This is a genomic window from Streptomyces sedi (assembly GCF_006335015.1).
Lineage (GTDB): Bacteria > Actinomycetota > Actinomycetes > Streptomycetales > Streptomycetaceae > Streptomyces > Streptomyces sedi.
On sequence record NZ_VDGT01000003.1, the window covers coordinates 261,271 to 282,028 of the forward strand.

Sequence of the window (20,758 nt, forward strand, 5' to 3'; positions counted from 1 at the left end):
GTTGGGTTGCTCGCGCAGTTCCCCGCGCCCCTTCACCGGCGGTGGGCGGCGCGAATGCTGTGTGGCGGGCCGCAGTCGACTACGGTGCTGCACCGGCAAGGTGGGTTGTCGGCGTGAGCCCGCCCCGGCGGGGGTCACGCGCGCAGATAAGTGAGTACCGCCAGCACCCGCCGGTGGTCGTCCGGGGCCGCCGGGGGCAGGTCGAGCTTCAGCAGGATGCTCGCGATGTGCTTGGCGACCGCGGCCTCCGTGACGAACAGCCGACGGGCGATGGCGGCGTTGGAGCGGCCCTCCGCCATGAACGCGAGGACCTCGCGCTCGCGGGGGGTGAGGCGTGCCAGCGGGTCGCGGCGGCGGGCCAGGAGCTGCCGCACCACTTCGGGGTCGACGACCGTGGCGCCGGCCGCGACCCGGGCGACGGCGTCCGTGAACTCCTCGACGTTGCCCACGCGTTCCTTGAGGAGGTAGCCGGTGCCCGCGCCGTCGTGCCGTTCCCCGAGGAGTTCGTCCGCGAAGGTCTGCTCGACGTACTGGCTGAGCAACAGGACGGCGAGCCCGGGCTGTTCGGCCCGGAGCCGTCGCGCCGCGCGCAGCCCCTCGTCCGTGTGCCCGGGAGGCATGCGGACGTCGGCGACGACCAGGTCCGGCCGGTGCTCCCGGGCGGCGGCCAGAAGCGACGGGCCGTCGCCGACGGCGGCGAGGACCCGGTGGCCGAGGCGCTCCAGAAGATGGACGAGGCCCTCGCGCAGAAGCACGGCGTCCTCGGCGATCACGATGCGGGCGGGCTGCTGCACGGTATGTCGGCTCTCAGGAGGGTGGGTCCGCCGGGTGGGCTGGACAGGAACATTCTGCCGTCGGCCGCCGCGATCCGGTCGGCGAGGCCGGTGAGGCCGGTGCCACGGGCCGGGTCGGCGCCGCCCGCGCCGTCGTCCTCGATCTCCAGACGCAGCACCTCGTCGTGCAGGCGGGCGGTGACCCGGCAGCGGCCGGCACCGCTGTGTCTGGCGACGTTGGTGAGTGCCTCGGTCGCCACGAAGTAGGCCGTCTCCTCGACCCTCGTCGGCAACCGCCCCGGCACCCCCAGGTCGAGGTCGGCCGGAACGGCGCAACGCCCCGCGACATCCCGCAACGCCGCGGGCAGCCCCCGTTCCGTGAGGATCTGCGGGTGCACGCCGCGGAGGAACTCCCGCAGCTCGGCCAGCGCCTCACCGGCGAGGGTGTGCGCCTCGCGGACGTCCTTCGCCGCCGTGCTCCCCGGCGGCAGGTCCAGGCCGGCCAGCCCGAGCCTCATGTGCAGGGCGACGAGGCGCTGCTGGGCGCCGTCGTGGAGGTCGCGTTCGATGCGGCGCCGTTCGGCGTCGAAGGCGTCGACCAGCCGGGCCCGCGAGCGGGTGACCTCCCGCAGCCTGCGGTCCCCGGGGTCCAGGACCTCCCGGGCGACGGTGCCACGGGCACCCGCCCAGGCGCCGACGGGGTACGCGACGACCGGCAGAAGCAGGACGCCGGCGATCGGGCCGGTGACGCTCTGCCAGGTGGCCGCGGTCGGTTGCAGCGGGCTCAGCAGCAGTCCGCAGGGGATGCCGAGGGCGAGCAGCAGAACGCCCAGGTCCACCCAGCCGACGGCCAGGACGGAGACGGCTCCGTAGCCGATGGCCCGTCGGCGGCGCGGGACCCCGTGCCGGTCCCGGTCGACGAGGACCAGACGGCGGCGTTCGAACACGCCGGAGACTCCGACGGCTCCCGTCACGAGAAGCAGCGCGCAGCACGCCCCGGCCACGCCGCCGGGCGCGGTCAGGACAAGCCCGGCGGCACCGAGGCCGACGGCGACCGTGCACAGGCAGCCGGACAGCAGGTAGAGCGCCGCGCGCCACGGCCAGGCGGAGCGGAGGTAGCCCAGCGGGTTCCGGGCGAGGGCCTCCAGGACGGTACGGGGTTCCACACCGACGACCGTAGGGCGCGCGGGCGCGGGCCGCAGTAGTGCCAGGTGGAGTACGCGTTCTCGCACTGGCGCCAGTGTGCCGAACGGCGCGCTGCCGTTGTCTGGTTCCCATGATCTCCACAGACAGTCCCCGCACGACGGGAGTGGCCGCCGAGCTTCGGGCGGTGACGAGGCGCCACCTGACCGGCGGCGAGCCCGTCACGGCCGTGGACCGGGTGTCCCTGCGCTTCGAGGCGGGAACGGTGACCGCCGTCATGGGCCCCTCGGGCTCCGGCAAGTCGACGCTGCTGCACTGCGCGGCGGGCATCGACCGCCCGACGAGCGGAGAGGTGCTGATCGGCGACACGGAACTCGGCGGGCTCGACGAGCACGCGCTGACCCTGTTGCGCCGTGAGCGCGTCGGCTTCGTCTTCCAGTCGTTCAACCTCGTGCCGGCGTTGACCGCCGCGCAGAACGTCGAGCTGCCCCTGCGGCTCGCCCGGCGCCGCCCGGCGGCCGGCGAGGTGGCGGCGGCGCTGGCCGAGGTGGGGCTCGCTGACCGCGCGGGCCACCGGCCGAGCGAGCTGTCCGGCGGGCAGCAGCAGCGGGTCGCCATCGCCCGCGCGATGATCGCCCGGCCCGCCGTCCTCTTCGCGGACGAGCCGACCGGCGCGCTGGACATCCGCGCCTCCCGGACGGTCCTGCGGCTGCTGCGGGAACTCGCGGACCGGCGCGGGCAGACCGTCGTGATGGTCACCCACGACCCGGCCGCCGCAGCCCGCGCGGACCGGGTGGTCCTGCTCGCGGACGGGCGGGTCGCCGAGGAACTGCCCGGCGCCCGCGGCCCGGAGACGATCGCGGCACGCATGGCCGCGCTGGAGGTGGGGGCGTGATCAGCGTGGCGACACTGCGCAGGCGCTGGGTCTCCTTCCTGGGGGCCTTCACCGCCGTGGCGCTCGGCGTGACCGTGGTGACGTTCAGCGCGCTGATCCTGCTCTCCGGCGGCACCGGGGTCCCCGAACGGCTGGCCGGGGCGCCGATCCTCGTGCGGAGCCCGACCGGCGAGCAGGTCGCGGGGCAGGCCGCCCAGAAGCCCCCGTGGCACCCGGAGGAGGCGGAGCGGCTGCGCGGGGAACTCGCGGCGATCCCCGGCGTCGAGAACGCGGTGGCGGACCGCTCGTTCTACGCGCAGGCCGAGGGGTCCGAGCAGAGCGCGGGCGAACGCCAGGGACACGGCTGGTCGAGCGCGGCGCTCGCCTCCTACGACCTGACCGCCGGCACGCCGCCCACCGGCGACGACTCCGTCGTCGTCGACCGGGCGCTCGGCCTCGCGCCGGGCGACCGGGTCACCCTCCTGACCGCCCTCGGGGCCGAACCGTTCACGGTCTCCGGCACGTTGGACGGCCCCGGCTACTACGTCTCCGACGCGCGGGCCGCCGGACTCGCCGGCGGCGTCCGGGTCATCGGCCTGCTCCCGGAGCCGGGCACCGACACGGCGCGGATCGCGGCGGAGGCGGAGCGGGTCGTGGGCGGCGACGGGCGGGTCCTCGTCGGTGACGCCCGCGACGTCCTCGTGCCGGAGCGGGACGAGATGACCCGATGGATCGGCAGCCAGGTGCTCACCGCCATGGCCGTCCTCTCCGTCTTCGTCACCGTCTTCGTCGTGGCGTCGACGTTCGCCTTCACCGTCGCCCAGCGGCGCCGGGAGATGGCGTTGCTGCGCACCATCGGCGCCACGCCCCGGCAGCTGCGACGGATGCTGTACGGGGAGGCGCTGGCCCTCGGCCTGGTCGGCGCGGCCACGGGTGCGCTGGGTGGCACCCTGCTGGCGCCGGCGCTGGCCGACCTGATGGTCGAGGCGGGCTTCCAGCCGGCGGGCTTCGCGCTCCGCATCCAGCCGTGGGTGCCGCTCGCGGCCTGCGCGCTGGGCCCGTTGATCGCGCTCGCCGGGGTGCGAGCGGCGTCCCGGCGCGCCTCCCGGGTCGCCCCGCTGGAGGCGATGCGCGAGGCGGTCGTCGAGGAGCGCGCGATGACACGTGGCCGGTGGCTCGTCGGGCTGGCCGCGACCACCACGGGCCTGGCGTGCGCCGTGGGCACGGCGTTCGCGGGCCCCGACGGCATGGTGCTTCTCGGCCTGGGCACCGCCATGGGCATGACCGTCGGACTGACCCTCCTTCTCCCGGCCCTGACCGGGCCGGCGATCGGTGCGCTGACCCGGCCCCTGGCACGGCGTGCGGGAGCGACGGGCCTACTCGTTCGCGAGAACACGCGCACCGCCGTCCGCCGCACCGCGGCGACCGTCGCGCCGGTGCTCGTCACCGTCGCCTTCACCGTGCTGATCACCAGCGCCGTCCAGACGACCGCCAACGCCGACACCGCGGAACGGACCGCGAGCGTGAACGCCGAAGCGGCGCTCGTGCCCGACGGCACACCCGGCCTCTCGGACGCGGCGGTCGGCGACGCGACCGGAACAGCGCTGCTGTCGACGACCGTCTACGGCGGCGAGGGCCGCGCCGCGCTGTCGGCGGCCGGGGTCTCCGCCGGTTTCGAACGGATCTACGGTCAGCCGGCGCCCGGTGCCGGCACGGTGCTCGTCACGGCGGCCGTCGCCGCCGCCCACGGCTGGTCGGAGGGGCACACCGCCACGTTGACCCTTGAGGACGGCCGCACGGCCCGGGCGCGGGTGGCCGCCGTGGTGGACGACTCGCTGCCCTACCAGCTCTTTCTCCCCCGCGAACTGGTGCGCGCCCACGACCCCTCCGCGCTGGCCGACGTCGCCTACCGCACCGACGGCCCCCCGCTGAGCCCCGCCGCCGCGCTCGGCGCGCGGGAGGTCACGGTGGCGGAGCACGCCGGCTCGGCCGACGCCGAGGAGGACCGGCTCATCCGTGTCTTCACGCTGATCCTCGTCGCCATGACCGCCGGCTACACCGCGATCGCCGTCGCCTCCACCCTGCTGGTGGCCACCCACGACCGGTCCCGCGACTTCCGCGCCCTGCGCCTGGCCGGCGCGACGACCCGCCAGATCCTGACGGCCGTCGCCGGCGAGACGGCCTGCGTTGTCGCCTTCGGGACGGTCCTGGCCCTGGCTGCGGTCGCGCCCGCCCTGCTCGGGATGGTGCACGGGCTGAGTGCGACCCTCGGCCTCCCGGTGCGACTGGCGGTCGAGTGGCCCTGGGCGCTGGGCGCGGTGGGGGCCTGCCTCCTCGCGGGGCTCGCCGCGAGCCTCCTCCCGGCCCGCACGACCCTGCGCCGCCCCGCCTGACGCCTGCGGCGGGCCGCAGACCACCGACCTTGCCGGTCTGGGTGGGTGGTCGTCTGCGGCTCGCTGTGTGGTTGCTCGCGCCGTTCCCCGCGCCCCTGCACCGGCGGTGGGCGCGCGGGGAGGGGGGTGGTCGACTATTCACGTGCGTGGCTTGAGTGGGTGGTCGTCTGCGGCTCGGTGCTGGGTTGCTCGCGCCGTTCCCCGCGCCCCTGTCACGCCGGTGGCGGGCTTGGGGGCGCGGGGAACTGCGCGGTGCATCCGTGCCGGGGCGAGGACGACACACCGTGCCGTACCGGCAAGGCGGGTGGTCGCACCCCACCCCGCCGGAGGCTAAATCGCTTCCTTCCGCGTCAACTGCGTGAACGCCAGCCACCCCGGCAGCACCGGCAGCCAGAAGGTCATCAGCCGGAACAGCAGCACCGCGCCCAACGCCACCTGCGGCGGCACACCGAACGCGGTCAACCCGGCGCTCAGCGTCAGCTCGATCGCGCCGATGCCCCCGGGCGTCGGCGCCGCCGAACCCAGCGCGTTCCCCGCGAGGAAGACCACCGCGATCGTCGGGTAGCTCAACTCCCAGCCGAAGGCCCGCAGCGACGCGTCCAGACACATCACGAACGCCAGCGTCATCAGCAGCATCCCGCCGATGCCGGCGAGCAGCTTCTTCGGCCGCTGCACCACGTCCAGCATCCGGGGTACGACCCCGGCGAAGAGGGTGCGCACCCGTTCCAGTATCGCCTTGCGCAGCGTCGGCACGGCCGTGATGATCAGCGCCGCGACCGCCACCGTCAGCAGGCCGGCGATCACCGTGCGGTCCTGTGGGAGGTTGGGCGTGTGCTCGGTGCCGGTCAGGTAGCCGAACGTCAGCAGCAGCAGCACATGGCTGGAGAGCCCGAACAGCTGCGAGGCCCCGACGCTGGCCACCGCGTGGCCGGGGCGCAGCCCCTGTCGCTGCAGGAAGCGGGCGTTGAGGGCCGCGCCGCCGATCGCTGCCGGCGCGACCAGCTTCACGAAGGAGCCGGCGACCTGCGCCAGCACCGTGCGCGGGTAGTTGACCTTCTCGGGGACGAAGCCCAGCAGGCTGATCGCCGCCGCGAAGTAGGTCAGCGCCGAGAAGCCGGCGGCGACGATGACCCAGCCCCAGTTGGCGTCGTCCCAGACCCGTTGGAACTCCGGGTTGATCAACTGGCTGGTCAGGAAGTACCCGGCGAAGACGGCGGCGATCAGGCTGACCAGCGTCCGGGGTCTGATGCGCTCGATCCGGGCGGGCTCTATCGGCGCCTGCGGCCTGATGAGCAGGACCTGCTGACGGATCAGGGACAGCAGGTCGGCCTCCCTGGCGTTCTCCAGGGCCTCGTCCATCACCTGCTTCTCGGCCTGCTTGGCCGCCTTGACCGTCTTGCGGTCCGCGTTCTCCGGGAGGCTGCCGCGCGCCTCGCGGTAGGCGCGGGTGGCGTCCAGCACGGCCTGCCGCTCGCGCTGGGAGCGTTCCCTGGCCAGCTGCCGCAGCGTCGACCGGGTGGCGCGGCTGAGCGCGATCGGCTGGAGCAGCGGCAGGCTGTCCGCGACCGCGTCCGGCCCGAGGACCGTCACCGCCGCCGCCACCGCGCGCTCGGCGCCGACCCGCAGCCCGAACGTGGTCAGCAGCTGCGCGACGTCCATCCGCAGCAGCAGGTCGCCCGCGGCGATCTCCCCGCCGCGCAGGCTGGTCAGGAAGACCGTGCCGTCGCGGTCGACCAGCAGCGACCTGCCGTCCAGCCTGCGGTGCGCGATCCGGCGCGACTGGAGCGCCGTCACCTGCTGCCAGGCCGTCTCCATCAGCGTGTCGGAGACCTCGTCGTCCGGCAGCGAGTCCAGGTCGCGGCCCGGGATGTGCTCGTAGACCAGCATCACCGCGTCGGGGCCCAGCTCCGAGGTGGCGATCAGCTTGGGCGCGTTGGCCCCGGCGGCGATCGCCGCGTACGCCAGCAGCGCCTCCTGCTCCAGGGCCTGCCGCAGCGAGGGCAGGCTGCGCCGCTGGGTGATGCCGCGCAGCGCCAGCCTGCGCCAGACGCGGTAGAAGAAGCCGCTCGCCTGCTGCTGACGGTCCCGCACCGTCACGTCCAGCGGCGGCCCGGACTCCAGCGTCACCAGGTAGCGGCGGGTCGGCGCGTTGGCCCCCCGGTCCCGCTCCCGCTCACGGGTCTCGGGGGGCTCGTCCGCGCGCAGCGCGCTGACCGGCCGGAAGCCGACATGGCGCAGCCCGGCGAGCAACTGCTGCCCGGTGGCCCGCACGTTGGGCGAGCCGACGGCGTACAGCGTGGCGTAGGCGACGGTCCAGCCGATCAGCACGGTGACCGCGACGGAGAACGGCGTGGTGTGCCCGGCGACCAGCACCGCCACCGCGTCCAGCGTCACCACCGACCACATGACCAGCCGCCAGCCCGGCCGGTGCGTCATCCCGACGGCGGTCGCGTAGGCGATGACCGGCGCCAGATAGCCGTGGACCGGATCGGTCAGCCCGCCGCCCGCCGGCGCGTCCCTTATCAGCGCGTCCTGCATGGACTGCGGGGCCATCCTGGCGACCCAGAGGCTGAACGTGAGCGAGATCCCGTGCGCGAGCACGGCCGCCAGCACCCCGTCCGCGATCCGCAACCCGTCCCTGCGGATCAGCCGTTCGATGGCGAAGGCCATCGGCACGATGAGCACCGCGACGGCGGAGGCGAAGCCGGCGAAGTCGATCAGCAGCGAGGGCGCCTGCTGGGAGCCCTTGTCCACGTCGCGCTCGATGCCCTCGGTGGTGCCGATGGCGAACGTCGCCACCGCGAGCAGCGCCCCGATCGCCAGCAGCCCCAGCAGGGTCCGCAGCAGATCCGCCGGCCGGTGCACGCGCGCGGTGAGGATCGGTTCGTCGACCTCGACCAGGTCGCTCCTGGTCGGGTCCGCGCGTTGCAGCGCCTCAAGCGGCGGCGCCTGGTCCGGCTGCTCCGCCGCCCGCTCCGCTCGTTCTTCCTCGCCCCGTATCACTGGCCGCATCCCTGGAAACGATCTCGCGCTGGAGCGACTACCACCGACCAGCTCTCCCCCGTACGGGGACGATACTGGCACGAGTCACTGACAGCGCGGTGGGCTTGGTGAGATACGGCACCATGGGCGACATGAGGCCCGCCACCCAGGCGGCGGAGCACGAGCCGCCGCACCGCCTGTCCGACTACGCCGACGAGGTGCTCACCATCGTCGAACGCATTCCCGAGGGCAGCGCCCTCACCTACGGCGACATCGCCGGCGTGGTGGGCAGAGGCGGGCCGCGCCAGGTGGGGACGGTGCTGGCCCGTTACGGCGGTGCGGTGCCCTGGTGGCGCGTGGTGCGCGCGGACGGGCGCCCGGCGCCCGGGCACGAACGGCGCGCGCTGGAGCACTACCGCGCGGAGTCCACGCCGCTGCGCGCCGGCTGGGACGGCGGCACGGTCCGCGTCGACCTGCGCCGGGCCCGCTGGACCGAGCCGGGGTGAGGCGGGGCGGCACGGGGGTCTCCCCGCGGGGCGGGCGCGGTCCCGGCCGGCTTCCCTGGCGAAACCCCGCGCCCCACCCACCGACTGGCGTACCGTCGACCCCAACCTCCACGAGAATCCGCGATGCACGTGAGCCTCTCCGTCCCGTCCACTGACCGGCCGCCCGCCCCGGGAGCGTACCGACTGGTGCGCACCCCGGCCCTCGACGCACGCGACACCGCTGGGGACGCGAGCCAGCGCGCCGTGGTTGACCATCCCGGCGGTCCGCTGCTGGTGCTCGCCGGTCCCGGCACCGGCAAGACGACCACCCTGGTGGCATCCGTCGCGCGCCGGGTGCGCGCCGGGGCCGACCCGGAACGGCAACTGGTCCTCACCTTCAGCCGCAAGGCCGCCGTCGAGCTGCGCGACCGGCTCACCGCCGAGCTGGGCGGGCGCGCGCCGCAGGCGACCACGTTCCACTCGTTCGCCTACGCCCTGGTCCGCGCCCACCAGGACCGGGAGCTGTTCGCCGAGCCGCTGCGGCTGCTCTCCGGCCCCGAGCAGGACCTCTATCTACGGGAACTGCTCGCCGGCCACCAGGAGTTGGAGCGCTCGGGGCGCGGCCCGCGCTGGCCGGCCGAACTGCGTTCCTGCCTGACCACCCGCGGCTTCGCCGACGAGCTGCGCGCCGTGCTGGCACGCAGCAGGGAGCTGGGGCTCGACCCGGAGACGCTGGGCGAGTTCGCGCGCCGCACCGGGCGCAGGGATTGGGAGGTGGCGGCCGAGTTCCTCGCCGAGTACCTGGACGTCACCCAGGCGCAGGGCGTGCTGGACTACACCGAGCTGCTGCGGGACGCCGTCCGGCTGGCCGAGCGGCCTGAGCACCTGGCCGCCGTCCGTTCGCGCTACGACGCGGTCTTCGTCGACGAGTACCAGGACACCGACCCGGCGCAGGCCGCGCTGCTGCGCGCGCTGGCGGGCGACGGGCGCGACCTGGTGGTCTTCGGCGACCCCGACCAGTCGATCTACGCGTTCCGCGGCGCCGACCTCAACGGCATCCTCGGCTTCCGCGACACCTTCCGCACGGCCGCCGGCGACCCGGCGCCCGTGCTGGCGCTGCGGGTGGCGCGCCGCTCGGGTGCCGGGCTGCTGGCCGCGACGCGGGCGTTGGCCTCGCGGATGCCGCTGACCCGGCTGCCGGCCGAGGTGCTGCGCCAGCACCGCGCCCCCCAGCCGGCCCGCGAGGGCGGCCGGGTGGAGGTCTTCACCTGCCCCTCGCCCGGCGCCGAGCTGGCCAACATCGCCGACCTGCTGCGCCGCGCCCGTCTGGAGGACGGCGTGCCCTGGGGCGAGATGGCCGTCCTGGTCCGCGCCGGCCACCACACCATCCCCGCCGTGCGCCGCGCCCTGACCTCGGCCGGCGTGCCGCTGGAGGTCGACGGCGACGACCTGCCGCTGCGCCAGGAGCCGGCGGTCGCGCCGCTGCTGACCGCGCTGCGGGTGGTCGCCGAGCCGGCCGAGGGCGCGGTCCTCGACCCGGAGACCGCGTCCCGGCTGCTCACCTCGCCGCTCGGCGGGATGGACGCCGCCGACCTGCGCCGCCTCGGCCGGGCGCTGCGCGAGGAGGAACGCGCGGCGGTCGGCGGCCCGGCGCAGCCCTCGGACGTGCTGCTGGCGCGGGCGCTGGCCGAGCCCGAGCGGCTCCTCACCCACGACCCGACGTACGCGTCCGGCGCCCAGCGCCTCGGTCAACTGCTGCGCAAGGCCCGCGAGTCGCTGGCCGGCGGCGGCACCGCTGAGGAGGCGCTGTGGCTGCTGTGGGACGGCACGGGCTGGCCGCACCGGCTGGAGCGCGCCGCCCGGCGCGGCGGCGCGGCCGGGCGCAACGCCGACCGCGACCTCGACGCCGTCTGCGCCCTCTTCGAGGCGGCGGCGCGCGCCGAGGAGCGCATCGGCGGCCGGGGGGCGCTCAACTTCCTGGCCGAGCTGGAGGCGCACGACATCCTCGCCGACACGCTCGGGGCGCGCGCCGCCAGGCCGGACGCGGTGCGGCTGATGACCGCGCACCGGGCCAAGGGCCTGGAGTGGTCGCTGGTGGTGATCGCCGGGGTGCAGGAGGGCGGCTGGCCCGACCTGCGGCGCCGCGGCTCCCTGCTGGAGGCGGACCGCATCGGCAGGGACGGGCTCGCCGAGCCGCTCGGCCCCGCCGCGCTGCTCGCCGAGGAGCGGCGGCTGTTCTACGTGGCCGCGACCCGCGCCAGGGACCGGCTGGTGGTCACGGCGGTCAGGGGCGCCGACGACGGGGAGCAGCCCTCCCGGTTCCTCGACGAGTTGGGCGTGGAGCCCGTCGAGTTGAGCACCCGCCCGCCGCGCCCGCTGTCGTTGACCGCGCTGATCGCGGAGCTGCGCGCCACCACCGTCGACCCGGACGCCTCGCCCGCGCTGCGCGCCGCCGCCGCCGAGCGGCTCGCCCGGCTGGCCGCGCTCGCCGACGACGACGGGCACCCGTTGGCGCCGGCGGCGCATCCGGAGCGCTGGTGGGGGCTGCGTGAGACCACGCGCTCCGAGGCGCCGCTGCGCGACCCCGAGCGCCCCGTGGCGCTCACCGGCAGCGCGCTCGACCAACTGGTCAATACCTGTTCGCTCCAGTGGTTTCTCGGCCGGGAGGCGCACGCCGACGGCCCGCCGAGCACCGCGCAGGGCTTCGGCAACGTGCTGCACGTCCTCGCCGACGAGGTCGCCTCCGGCACCAGCCCGGCCGACCTGTCGGTGCTGATGGCGCGGCTGGACACGGTCTGGGACTCGCTCGCCTTCGAGGCGCCCTGGCAGTCCCGGCGCGAACAGGCCGAGGCCAGGGCCGCGTTGGAACGTTTCCTCCGCTGGCACGTGCTGCGCGCCGACACCGGCGCCGAACCGGTGGCCAGCGAACGCGACTTCGAGGTCACGCTCCCCGCCGGCCCGCACGAGGTGCGGATCAGGGGCGTGCTGGACCGGGTGGAACGCGACGCCGACGGCCGCGCCTACGTCGTCGACTTCAAGACGGGCAAGGGCAGGCCGACCGCCGAACAGGTAACCCACCACCCCCAACTGGCCGTTTACCAGCTGGCAGTGCGGCACGACGAGTCGGTGGCGGGACCCGACGTCGAGGCGGCCGGCGCCGCCCTGGTCCATCTGCGGCAGGGCGCCACCCGCAAGGACGGCGGCGAGTCGCTGCCCGCCGTCCAGCACCAGGAGCCGCTGGCCGAGGCGTCGACGAACTGGGTCGGCGACCTGCTCGCCGAGGCCGCCGGCCGGGTCCTGGACGAACGGTTCGCGCCGCGCACCGGGAACCACTGCGGCTCCTGCGCGTTCCGCGGTTCCTGCGCCTCCCGGCCCGAGGGGCGCCAGACCGTCGAGTAGCCGGCGCGTGCGGCCGGCGCGCACGGCGCCGGCGGCGGCTGTCGGTGGTGGCGACTACCCTCACTCGGGTGCCCGCACGACTCACGGGTCCCGAGCAGCTCGCCGAGTTGCTCGGCGTCCCCTTCACCCCGGAGCAGCTGGCCTGCGTCACCGCGCCCCCGGTGCCGCAGGCCGTGGTCGCCGGTGCCGGTTCCGGCAAGACCACGGTGATGGCCGCCCGCGTCGTCTGGCTCGCCGGCACCGGACAGGTTGCCCCGGAGCGGGTGTTGGGCCTGACGTTCACCAACAAGGCGGCGGCCGAGCTCGCCGAGCGGGTGCGCGCCGCCCTGGCCAGGGCCCGCATCGACACCTCCGAGTCCGGCGAGCCGACCATCTCGACCTACCACGCGTTCGCCGGCCGGCTGCTGAGCGAGCACGGGCTGCGGCTCGGCGTCGAGCCCTCCTCCCGGCTGCTGGCCGACGCCGGCCGCTTCCAGCTGGCCGCCGAGGTGCTGCGCGGCGCGCCCGCCGACTTCGAGCCGCCGGAGGCCGGGTTCACCACCCTCGTGAGTGATCTGATCGCCCTGGACGGCGAGTTGTCGGAGCACCTGGTGACGCCCGAGCGGCTGCGCGCCTTCGACGGCGAGCTGCTGGCCGAGCTGGAGACGGCCAGGCTGACCAACGCGGCGCTGCGCCAGGTGCCGAAGGCAGCCGCCGGGCGGCGGGCGCTGCTGGAGCGCGTCGAGGAGTACCGGGCCCGCAAGCGCGCCCGCGACCTGCTGGACTTCGGCGACCAGATCGCGCTCGCCGCCCGGCTGGCCACCGAGCGCCCGGAGGTCGGGCGGCTGCTGCGCGAGCAGTTCGGGGTGGTGCTGCTCGACGAGTACCAGGACACCTCCGTGGCCCAGCGGATGCTGCTCGCCGGCCTCTTCGGCTCCGGCAGCGGCCACCCGGTCACCGCTGTCGGCGACCCCTGCCAGGCCATCTACGGCTGGCGCGGCGCCTCGGTGGCGAACCTGGACGACTTCCCCGAGCACTTCGCCGACGCCGCCGGCCGCCCCGCCACCGTGCTCACCCTCAGCGAGAACCGCCGCAGCGGCGGCCGGCTGCTGGCCCTCGCCAACGAGCTGGCCGCGCCGCTGCGCGCACGGCACCCCGCCGTCCGCCCGCTGCGCCCGGCGGACGGCGCCGAGCGGGACGGGCTGGTGCGCTGCGCGCTGCTGGAGACGCACGCCGAGGAGTTGGGCTGGCTGGCGGACTCCGTCGCCCACCTGGTCGGCACGGGCACCGCCCCGGGCGAGATCGCCGTGCTCTGCCGCACCGCGGGCGACTTCCCGCTGATCCAGGCCGAGCTGGTGGCGCGCGGGGTGCCGGTCGAGGTGGTCGGGCTCTCCGGGCTGCTCCATCTGCCGGAGGTCTCCGACCTGGTCGCCGTCTGCCAGGTGCTCGCCGACCCCACGGCCAACGCGGCCCTCGTCCGGCTGCTGACCGGCCCGCGGTGGCGGATCGGCCCGCGCGACCTGGCGCTGCTCGGCCGCCGCGCCCGGCTGCTGGTGCGGCGCGGGGGCGGCGCGGACGACGGCGACGAGGAGGCGGCGGCGCTGGCCCGGCTGGCCGACGCGGTCGCCGGCACCGACCCGGCGGAGGTGGTCTCGCTGGCCGACGCGCTGGACACCTTCGTCGGCGGCGGCGGGGAGCAGCCGGGCTTCGCCGAGCCGGACGACAGGCTGCCGTTCTCCCCGCAGGCCCGCGTCCGCTTCGCCCACCTGGCGGCCGAGCTGCGGGAGTTGCGCCGTTCGTTGGCCGACCCGCTGATGGACACGCTCCACCGGGTGCTCGGCGCCACCGGGCTTGAGGTGGAGCTGGCGGCCTCGCCGCAGGCGCTGGCGGCGCGGCGCCGGGAGACGCTGGGCGCGTTCCTCGACGTGGCGGCCGGCTTCGCCGCCGGCCGGGCCGGCACCGCCGTGCGGGGGGAGGCCACCCTCCCCGCCTTTCTCGCCTTTCTGCGGGCCGCCGAGGAGTACGACCGGGGCCTCGACGGCTCGCTGCCCAGCGGCGGCGACGCGGTGCAGGTGCTCACCGCGCACAAGGCCAAGGGCCTGGAGTGGGACGTGGTGGCGCTGCCGGGGCTGTGCGCAGGCGTCTTCCCCGGCGCCCGCGCCAGGGACTCCTGGCTGCGCCAGTCCAGGACCCTGCCGCACCCGTTGCGCGGCGACGCGGAGACGCTGCCGGCGACCCCGGAGTGGACCTCCGCGGGGCTGAAGGCCCACGGGGTGGAGAGCGCCGCGCAGTTGGAGCTGGAGGAGCTGCGGCTCGGCTATGTCGCGTTCACCCGGCCCCGCCGGCTGCTGCTCGGCTCGGGGCACTGGTGGGGGCCGAGCCAGAAGCGCCCGCGCGGCCCGTCCGCGTTCCTTGAGGCGCTGCGCGCCCACTGCGAGGCCGGCGCCGACCACGGCGAGGTGGAGCACTGGGCCGAGCCCCCCGAGGAGGACGCGGAGAACCCGGCGCTGACGGCGGCCCGGGCGGCCGAGCCGACGTGGCCGCTGCCGCTCGACCCGGCGGCGCTGGCCCGCCGCCGCGCCGCGGCCCGCGCGGTCCTCGCCCGCCTCGGCGCCCCGCCGGAGCAGCGCCACGCGGAGCACGGGCAGCACGAGGAGCACGGGGAGTACGGGGAGCACGAGGGGGAGGAAGCCGCGGCGGAGTCCGTTCCCGCCGGGGAGGTGACCGAGGACGAGCTGACGCCCGAGGAGCGGCGGAAGGTCGCCTCCTGGGACCGCGACCTGCCGGTGCTCGCCGAGGAGCTGCGCCAGGCCAGGTCGGGGGTGCGGGAGGTGCGGCTGCCGCTGTCGCTGACCGCGACCCAGGTGCAGCGGCTGGCGGCCGACCCGGACGGCTTCGCCCGCGAGCTGGCCCGGCCGATGCCGCGCCCGCCGCAGCCGGCGGCCCGCCGGGGCACCCGGTTCCACGCCTGGGTGCAGTCCAGTTTCGAGACATTGCCGCTGCCCCTGCTCGGCCCGGACGAGCTGCCGGGCGGCGACCCGGGCGAGGACGCCGAGATCCGCGACGAGGAAGAACTGGCCGCGCTCAAGGAGGCGTTCAGCCGCACCCCGTACGCGCGCCGCCGCCCCTACCGGATCGAGGCGCCGTTCCAGCTCCAGCTCGCCGGCCGGGTGATCAGGGGGCGGATCGACGCCGTCTACCGGGTGCCGGAGCGGCCGGGGAGACCCACGCCCCGCTTCGAGGTCATCGACTGGAAGACGGCCCGCCGCCAGGAGGCCGACCCGCTCCAGCTGGCCATCTACCGGCTCGCCTGGGCCGAACGCCACCAGCTGCCGTTGAGCGAGGTCAGCGCCGCTTTTCTCTATGTCCGCAGCGGCGAGCTGGTGCGCCCCAGCGTGCTCCCGGGGCGCCGTGGCCTGGAACGGCTGCTGACGGGGGAGGACGCCTGGGAGCTCAACGATCCCGGTTAGGCTTTCGGGTATGAGTACCACCCCGGCCAGCCAGGACAGCGTCGTCCAGCCGATCCCCCTCACCGCGACCGGAGGCATCGACCGGGACTCCGGTCACCGCCTCGACGAGGCGTGGCTGGGAGCCGCGTGGAGCCATCCCAGCACCCGGGTCTTCGTGGTGTCGGGCGGGCAGGCGCTCATCGAGGAGTCCCCGGACGGTCGCACCGAGCTGGTGATGATGCCGTCCTTCGACGCCCCCCTCACGGAGGCCCACCGCTACTACCTGGGCACCGACGAGGAGGGCGTCCGCTACTTCGCCCTCCAGAAGGACGCCCTGCCGGGGCGCATGGACGACGCGGCCCGCCCGGCCGGTCTCCGCGAGGCGGCGACGCTGCTCTCGGACCGGGACAGCGAGCTGATGGTGCACGCGGTCGCCCTGGAGAACTGGCAGCGGCTGCACCGCTTCTGCTCCCGCTGCGGCGAGCGCACCGTGATCGCGGCGGCCGGCCATGTGCGCCGCTGCCAGGCGTGCGGCGCCGAGCACTACCCGCGCACCGACCCGGCCGTGATCATGCTGGTCCTCGACGACGACGACCGGGCGCTGCTCGGCCGGCAACTGCACTGGCCCAAGGGCCGGTTCTCCACCCTGGCGGGCTTCGTCGAGCCGGGGGAGTCGATCGAGCAGGCGGTGGTGCGGGAGGTCGCCGAGGAGGCCGGTGTCACGGTCGGCGAGGTCGCCTACCAGGCCAGCCAGCCCTGGCCGTTCCCCTCCAGCCTGATGCTGGGCTTTGTCGCCCGCGCCACGACCACCGAGGTCACGGTGGACGGCGAGGAGATCGAGGAGGCCCGCTGGTTCTCGCGGGACGACCTGCGGGAGGCCATGGAGTCGGGCGAGGTGCTGGCCCCGTCCGGGGTCTCCATCGCCTCCCGCCTGGTCGAGCAGTGGTACGGCAAGCCACTGGTCAGCTCACTCTGGTGAACTGGTAAGCCTGGTGGCCCGGGTGGTCAGCCGACCGGTCAGGTGGCCGCGGCTCAGGCGGCCAGGGCGTTCTTCACCTCGTTGAGCGAGGGGTTGGTCATGGTCGTCTCGGCACCGCTCTCGCCGACGACCACGAGCGTGGGGACCGTCCTGTTGCCGCCGTTGGCCTTCTCCACCAGCGCCACGGCCGCCGGGTCCTGCTCGATGTCGACCTCGTTGAACGCGATGCCCTCGCGGCCCATCTGGCTCTTCAAACGACGGCAGTAACCACACCAGGTGGTGCTGTACATCGTCACTGTGCCCTGCATCGTCCGGCTCCTTCGCGAGATGGCCTGTGGTGGGTGAGGATGGGGACACCGGGTCCGAACCCTGCGAGGGGGGAACGTCCGGAGCGGTACGAGGAATTCCACCGGCTGTGGACAACCCGAAGCGCGCCGCCGCCAGGACCTGGCAGCATGGCGGGGTGACTTCAGCACCGCACGCCTCAGCCGTCCCGCCGGAGAGCCCGCTCCCCGGGAGCACTCCGCCGGGGAGTCGCGCGGCCGGCGCCCCGCACGGGACGCTACCGCACGGTGCCTTCCCGGCCGTCCCGGACTCGGCGGACGCCGTCCTCGACGGCCTCGACCCGGAGCAGCGCACGGTCGCCACCACGTTGCGGGGCCCGGTCTGCGTGCTGGCCGGCGCCGGCACGGGCAAGACCAGGGCCATCACCCACCGCATCGCCTACGGCGTGCGCGCCGGCGTCTACCAGCCGAACACGGTGCTCGCCGTCACCTTCACGGCCAGGGCGGCGGGCGAGATGCGCGGCAGGCTCCGGCAGTTGGGCGCCGGCGGCGTGCAGACCCGCACCTTCCACGCGGCGGCGCTGCGGCAGCTCCAGTTCTTCTGGCCCAAGGCGATCGGCGGCGAGCAGCCGCGGCTGCTGGAGCGCAAGCACCAGCTGGTCGCTGAGGCGGGCGCGCGCTGCCGCATCCGGCTGGAGCGGGCCGAGCTGCGGGACATGCTCGGCGAGATCGAGTGGGCCAAGGTCACCCAGGCCACCCCCGAGGACTATCCGGCCGTCGTCGCCAAGTCCGACCGGGACGCGCCGCGCGACCCGGCGGAGACCAGCCGGGTCTACGCGACATACGAGCGCCTCAAGCGCGACCGGGGCCTGATCGACTTCGAGGACGTGCTGCTGCTGACGGTCGGCATCCTCACCGACAGGCCCGACATCGCCGACACCATCCGCCGCCAGTACCAGCACTTCACGGTCGACGAGTACCAGGACGTCAGCCCGCTCCAGCAGCGCCTGCTCCAGCTGTGGCTGGGGGACCGGGACAGCGTCTGCGTGGTCGGCGACGCCAGCCAGACCATCTACTCGTTCACCGGCGCCACCCCCGATCACCTGCTGAACTTCCGTGCCCAGCACCCCGAGGCCACCCTGGTCAAGCTGGTGCGCGACTACCGGTCCACGCCCCAGGTGGTGCATCTGGCGAACGGGCTGCTGGCCCAGGCGAAGGGCCGCGCGGCCGAGCACCGGTTGGAGCTGGTCTCCCAGCGGCAGCCCGGACCCGAGCCCGTCTTCCACGAGCACGCCGACGAGCCGGCCGAGGCGGAGGCCACGGCCGGCCGGATCAAGGAGCTGCTGACCCCGGTCGCCGAGGGCGGCCCCGGCGTCCCGGCCAGCGAGATCGCCGTCCTCTACCGGGTCAACGCCCAGTCCGAAATCTACGAGCAGGCCCTCGCGGACGCCGGGGTGCCCTACCAGCTCCGAGGCGCCGAGCGCTTCTTCGACCGCCAGGAGATCCAGCAGGCCGGGCTCGCGCTGCGCGGCGCCTCCCGCGCCGCGGGGACCGACACCTCGGCCGCCGAGGGGGAGGGGCTGGCCGCGGAGGTCGGCGCGGTGCTCGCCAGCACCGGCTGGACGCCGGAGCCGCCCGCCGGCTCGGGGGCGGCCAGGGACCGCTGGGAGTCACTGCGGGCGCTGGTGCGGCTGGCCGAGGAGTTCCAGCGTTCCCGCCCGGACGCGGTGCTGGCGGACTTCGTCGCCGAGCTGGCCGAGCGGGCCGCGGCCCAGCACGCGCCGACGGTCGAGGGCGTCACCCTGGCCTCGTTCCACACGGCCAAGGGGCTGGAGTGGGACGCGGTCTTCCTCGTCGGGCTCACGGACGGGATGCTGCCGATCACCCACGCCAAGACGCCCGAGCAGATCGAGGAGGAGCGCCGGCTGCTCTATGTCGGCGTCACCAGGGCCCGCTTCCATCTGTGCATGTCGTGGGCGCTGGCCCGCTCCCCGGGCGGCCGGGCCGGACGGCGCCCCAGCCGCTTCCTGGACGGGCTGCGGCCGGGCTCGGCTTCGGACGCGGCCCGGGGACGCGGCGGCGCCGGGGGAGTGGAGCGCGGCGGTGCCAAGGGGCGCAAGCCGCGCGGCCCGGTGCCCTGCCGGGTGTGCGGGCGCACACTCACGGAGGCCACGGAGCTGAAGCTGCGCCGTTGCGTGGACTGCCCCTCGACGATGGACGAGGAGCTGTACGAGCGGATGCGCGAGTGGCGGCTCGAACGCGCCCAGGAGCTGGGGCGGCCGGCGTACGCCGTCTTCACCGACGCCACCCTGATGGCGATCGCGGAGCAGCCGCCCGCCACCGAGCGCGAGCTGACCCGCGTTCCCGGGGTGGGCCCCCACAAGCTGCGGCAATTCGGCGCGGAGCTGCTGGCGCTCTGCGCGGGGGAGCCGCTTCCCGAGCGGGCCGAGGAGGGCTCGGAAGAAGCTTCCGAAGAGGACCCCGAAAAATAGATTGCGTCCCCGAGAGCGGTCCGCATAGCGTGCTCCACGTGACTCCGGGAGAGGGTTTCCCTTCCCACGGACCCATGCTGTACTGAGACAAACACCCCGGTGGCCCAGGCCGCCCCTGAGACTCCGCGAAGGAGGCGATTCCCGTGCTCGTTCTGACTCACGACAAGCTGTCCGGCCCGGCTTTCGCCGACTCCGCCGTACTCAGTGAGGCCCTGCCGTCTGTCGAGGTGGCGCTGCTGGCCGCAGCCATGCCCATGTCCGACGCCATCGGTGTCTTCGCTGACGAGCGACCGATCTCGGTGCCCGAGACGGCAGCTGCGGCGGCAGTCGCAGGCGGCGTGGCCGCCTATGGCAACGCCACGGCCAATCTCGTCGGCGCCGGCCACCAGACCTTTGGACAGCAGACCAAGTCTCACTCGAAGTGGGCCCTCCGCGGGCTCGAACCCTGGAGTGATCCAACCTGATCGGCGAGATCAGGTCGGCACCTCAGGGGCCGCGGAACCCACACAGGGTTTCGCGGCCCTTTTGTTTCCCGTCGCCCGGCGACCGCCGAGCGGTTCGACAACTCAACGACACGAGGACAACACCGTGCCACTCGCGCCGTACGCCCGACCTGACCTCAACTCGCCACCCGATCCGGAGACTTCAGTGACCCCGCTCTTCACGTTGAACGAGCTCGACGAGGCCATCGAGCGACTCGACGAAAGCGTGCCCTGCCGCTCGTACGACCCCGAGGTGTTCTTCGCCGAGTCGCCCGCCGACGTCGAGTACGCCAAGTCCCTCTGTCAGACCTGTCCGCTCCGCGAGGCGTGTCTCGCCGGCGCGAAGGACCGCCGGGAGCCCTGGGGCGTCTGGGGCGGGGAGCTCTTCGTCCAGGGCGTGGTGGTCCCGAGGAAGCGGCCCCGTGGCCGCCCCCGGAAGAACCCGGTCTCGGCATGAGCACGCACGGAACCATCGGCCGCCCGGCCCCCTACGGGCCGCGCAGGCATCACCAGGCGCTGGTGATCGAACCCCACACGGAGACGGCCACCAGCCGCCGCCCTGTCGGACAACGTCAGTCCCGACAGGAACAGAACAGGACCAGGAAGTTGCAACTCATCCCAGAAGCCATGGCGCGTTCCCATATGGAAGAACGCGCCGCGGAAGCCATGTCCCAACGTATGGCCGGCAGGCTCGCGGAGGCACAGCGCCAAGCCCGCCGATCAGACCGACTCCAGCGCCGGGCGGAACGCGCCTCCCGACGCGCCCGCCGGGCCCTCGCCCGCGCGGTGATGCAGTGACCACAGGCGCTGTCTGAGCGCCCCCACCCACACGACGGCCGGCCGCACCCGCGGACCGGCCGTCCGGCTTTTCCGGACACGGAGGCGCGAGCCGGTCACCGAGCGGGGTGGGAACATCCCGGCGCGTGCGGGGAGCAGTCGTTCATCGGGTCTTCGAGGCGTCGCACGACGGGAACACCCCCGCGCGTGCGGGGAGCAGGACGGCGCGCAGGCGTTCGGCCTCATGTCGCAGGGAACACCCCCGCG

At 74.9% G+C, this 20,758-nt stretch carries 14 protein-coding genes and 1 CRISPR repeat array (1 of these 15 cut by a window edge); of the genes, 10 read left to right on the forward strand and 4 right to left on the reverse strand.

What is annotated here, in order from left to right; genetic code table 11:
- Positions 1-134 precede the first annotated feature (134 nt).
- The gene (locus FH715_RS05900) at positions 135-773 is read right to left on the reverse strand and encodes a response regulator transcription factor (RefSeq protein WP_139641742.1); all 639 of its coding nucleotides are present in this window, start codon (positions 771-773) and stop codon (positions 135-137) included.
- Positions 770-1,939, reverse strand: a complete 1,170-nt coding sequence (locus tag FH715_RS05905) for a histidine kinase (protein WP_170184643.1) — start codon at positions 1,937-1,939, stop codon at positions 770-772. Before FH715_RS05905 ends, FH715_RS05900 begins: the two co-directional genes overlap by 4 nt.
- A 110-nt stretch (positions 1,940-2,049) precedes the next feature.
- Between FH715_RS05905 and FH715_RS05910 the strand changes: the two genes are divergently transcribed.
- Together FH715_RS05910 and FH715_RS05915 are read left to right on the forward strand one after the other, a co-directional pair.
- Positions 2,050-2,811, forward strand: coding sequence for an ABC transporter ATP-binding protein (locus FH715_RS05910; protein WP_097229792.1), 762 nt, complete (start codon positions 2,050-2,052; stop codon positions 2,809-2,811).
- Positions 2,808-5,183 carry an ABC transporter permease gene (locus tag FH715_RS05915; RefSeq protein WP_139641432.1) on the forward strand — a complete coding sequence of 792 codons (2,376 nt, stop codon included), beginning with the start codon at positions 2,808-2,810 and terminating at the stop codon, positions 5,181-5,183. The genes FH715_RS05910 and FH715_RS05915 overlap by 4 nt, the downstream gene beginning before the upstream one ends.
- A 330-nt stretch (positions 5,184-5,513) precedes the next feature.
- Here the strand turns inward: FH715_RS05915 and FH715_RS05920 are convergent, their stop codons facing one another.
- Positions 5,514-8,195 carry a lysylphosphatidylglycerol synthase transmembrane domain-containing protein gene (locus FH715_RS05920; protein WP_139641435.1) on the reverse strand — a complete coding sequence of 894 codons (2,682 nt, stop codon included), beginning with the start codon at positions 8,193-8,195 and terminating at the stop codon, positions 5,514-5,516.
- A gap of 122 nt (positions 8,196-8,317) precedes the next feature.
- Between FH715_RS05920 and FH715_RS05925 the strand changes: the two genes are divergently transcribed.
- The 4 genes from FH715_RS05925 to nudC all read left to right on the forward strand — a co-directional run bounded on the left by FH715_RS05925 (position 8,318) and on the right by nudC (position 16,456).
- Positions 8,318-8,671 (forward strand): MGMT family protein, encoded by a 354-nt coding sequence (locus FH715_RS05925; protein ID WP_139641437.1) that lies wholly within the window; start codon positions 8,318-8,320, stop codon positions 8,669-8,671.
- A gap of 123 nt (positions 8,672-8,794) precedes the next feature.
- The gene (locus tag FH715_RS05930) at positions 8,795-12,049 is read left to right on the forward strand and encodes an ATP-dependent helicase (RefSeq protein ID WP_139641439.1); all 3,255 of its coding nucleotides are present in this window, start codon (positions 8,795-8,797) and stop codon (positions 12,047-12,049) included.
- Between the two features lie 68 nt (positions 12,050-12,117).
- A complete protein-coding gene (locus FH715_RS05935; RefSeq protein ID WP_139641441.1) occupies positions 12,118-15,498 on the forward strand; it encodes an ATP-dependent helicase in 3,381 nt (1,126 codons plus the stop codon).
- A gap of 10 nt (positions 15,499-15,508) precedes the next feature.
- Positions 15,509-16,456, forward strand: coding sequence for an NAD(+) diphosphatase (gene nudC / locus FH715_RS05940; RefSeq protein WP_139641443.1), 948 nt, complete (start codon positions 15,509-15,511; stop codon positions 16,454-16,456).
- 53 nt (positions 16,457-16,509) lie between these two features.
- On the opposite strand, the gene FH715_RS05945 is transcribed toward nudC, so the two are convergent.
- Positions 16,510-16,764 carry a glutaredoxin family protein gene (locus FH715_RS05945; protein WP_139641445.1) on the reverse strand — a complete coding sequence of 85 codons (255 nt, stop codon included), beginning with the start codon at positions 16,762-16,764 and terminating at the stop codon, positions 16,510-16,512.
- Positions 16,765-16,871: 107 nt separating this feature from the next.
- Here FH715_RS05945 and FH715_RS05950 point away from each other — a divergent pair, with 107 nt between their 5' ends.
- From FH715_RS05950 to FH715_RS28755, 4 genes are all read left to right on the forward strand, one after another.
- Positions 16,872-19,232, forward strand: coding sequence for an ATP-dependent DNA helicase UvrD2 (locus FH715_RS05950; protein ID WP_139641447.1), 2,361 nt, complete (start codon positions 16,872-16,874; stop codon positions 19,230-19,232).
- Between the two features lie 143 nt (positions 19,233-19,375).
- The gene (locus FH715_RS05955) at positions 19,376-19,696 is read left to right on the forward strand and encodes a hypothetical protein (protein ID WP_139641448.1); all 321 of its coding nucleotides are present in this window, start codon (positions 19,376-19,378) and stop codon (positions 19,694-19,696) included.
- 124 nt (positions 19,697-19,820) lie between these two features.
- Complete coding sequence (locus tag FH715_RS05960) at positions 19,821-20,171, forward strand: WhiB family transcriptional regulator (protein ID WP_097229783.1); 351 nt, start codon at positions 19,821-19,823, stop codon at positions 20,169-20,171.
- A complete protein-coding gene (locus FH715_RS28755) occupies positions 20,168-20,512 on the forward strand; it encodes a hypothetical protein (RefSeq protein ID WP_139641450.1) in 345 nt (114 codons plus the stop codon). The genes FH715_RS05960 and FH715_RS28755 overlap by 4 nt, the downstream gene beginning before the upstream one ends.
- Positions 20,513-20,621: 109 nt before the next feature.
- Positions 20,622-20,758: direct repeats of the CRISPR family, unit length 29 nt; unit sequence GGGAACACCCCCGCGCGTGCGGGGAGCAG (it continues 136 nt past the right edge of the window).

Coding starts and splice junctions, on each gene's coding strand:
- FH715_RS05945 (WP_139641445.1), bottom strand. CDS start 16,764: ATGCAGGGCACAGTGACGATGTACAGCACCACCTGGTGTGGTTACTGC.
- FH715_RS05920 (WP_139641435.1), bottom strand. CDS start 8,195: ATGCGGCCAGTGATACGGGGCGAGGAAGAACGAGCGGAGCGGGCGGCG.
- FH715_RS05910 (WP_097229792.1), top strand. CDS start 2,050: ATGATCTCCACAGACAGTCCCCGCACGACGGGAGTGGCCGCCGAGCTT.
- FH715_RS05930 (WP_139641439.1), top strand. CDS start 8,795: ATGCACGTGAGCCTCTCCGTCCCGTCCACTGACCGGCCGCCCGCCCCG.
- nudC (WP_139641443.1), top strand. CDS start 15,509: ATGAGTACCACCCCGGCCAGCCAGGACAGCGTCGTCCAGCCGATCCCC.
- FH715_RS05925 (WP_139641437.1), top strand. CDS start 8,318: ATGAGGCCCGCCACCCAGGCGGCGGAGCACGAGCCGCCGCACCGCCTG.
- FH715_RS28755 (WP_139641450.1), top strand. CDS start 20,168: ATGAGCACGCACGGAACCATCGGCCGCCCGGCCCCCTACGGGCCGCGC.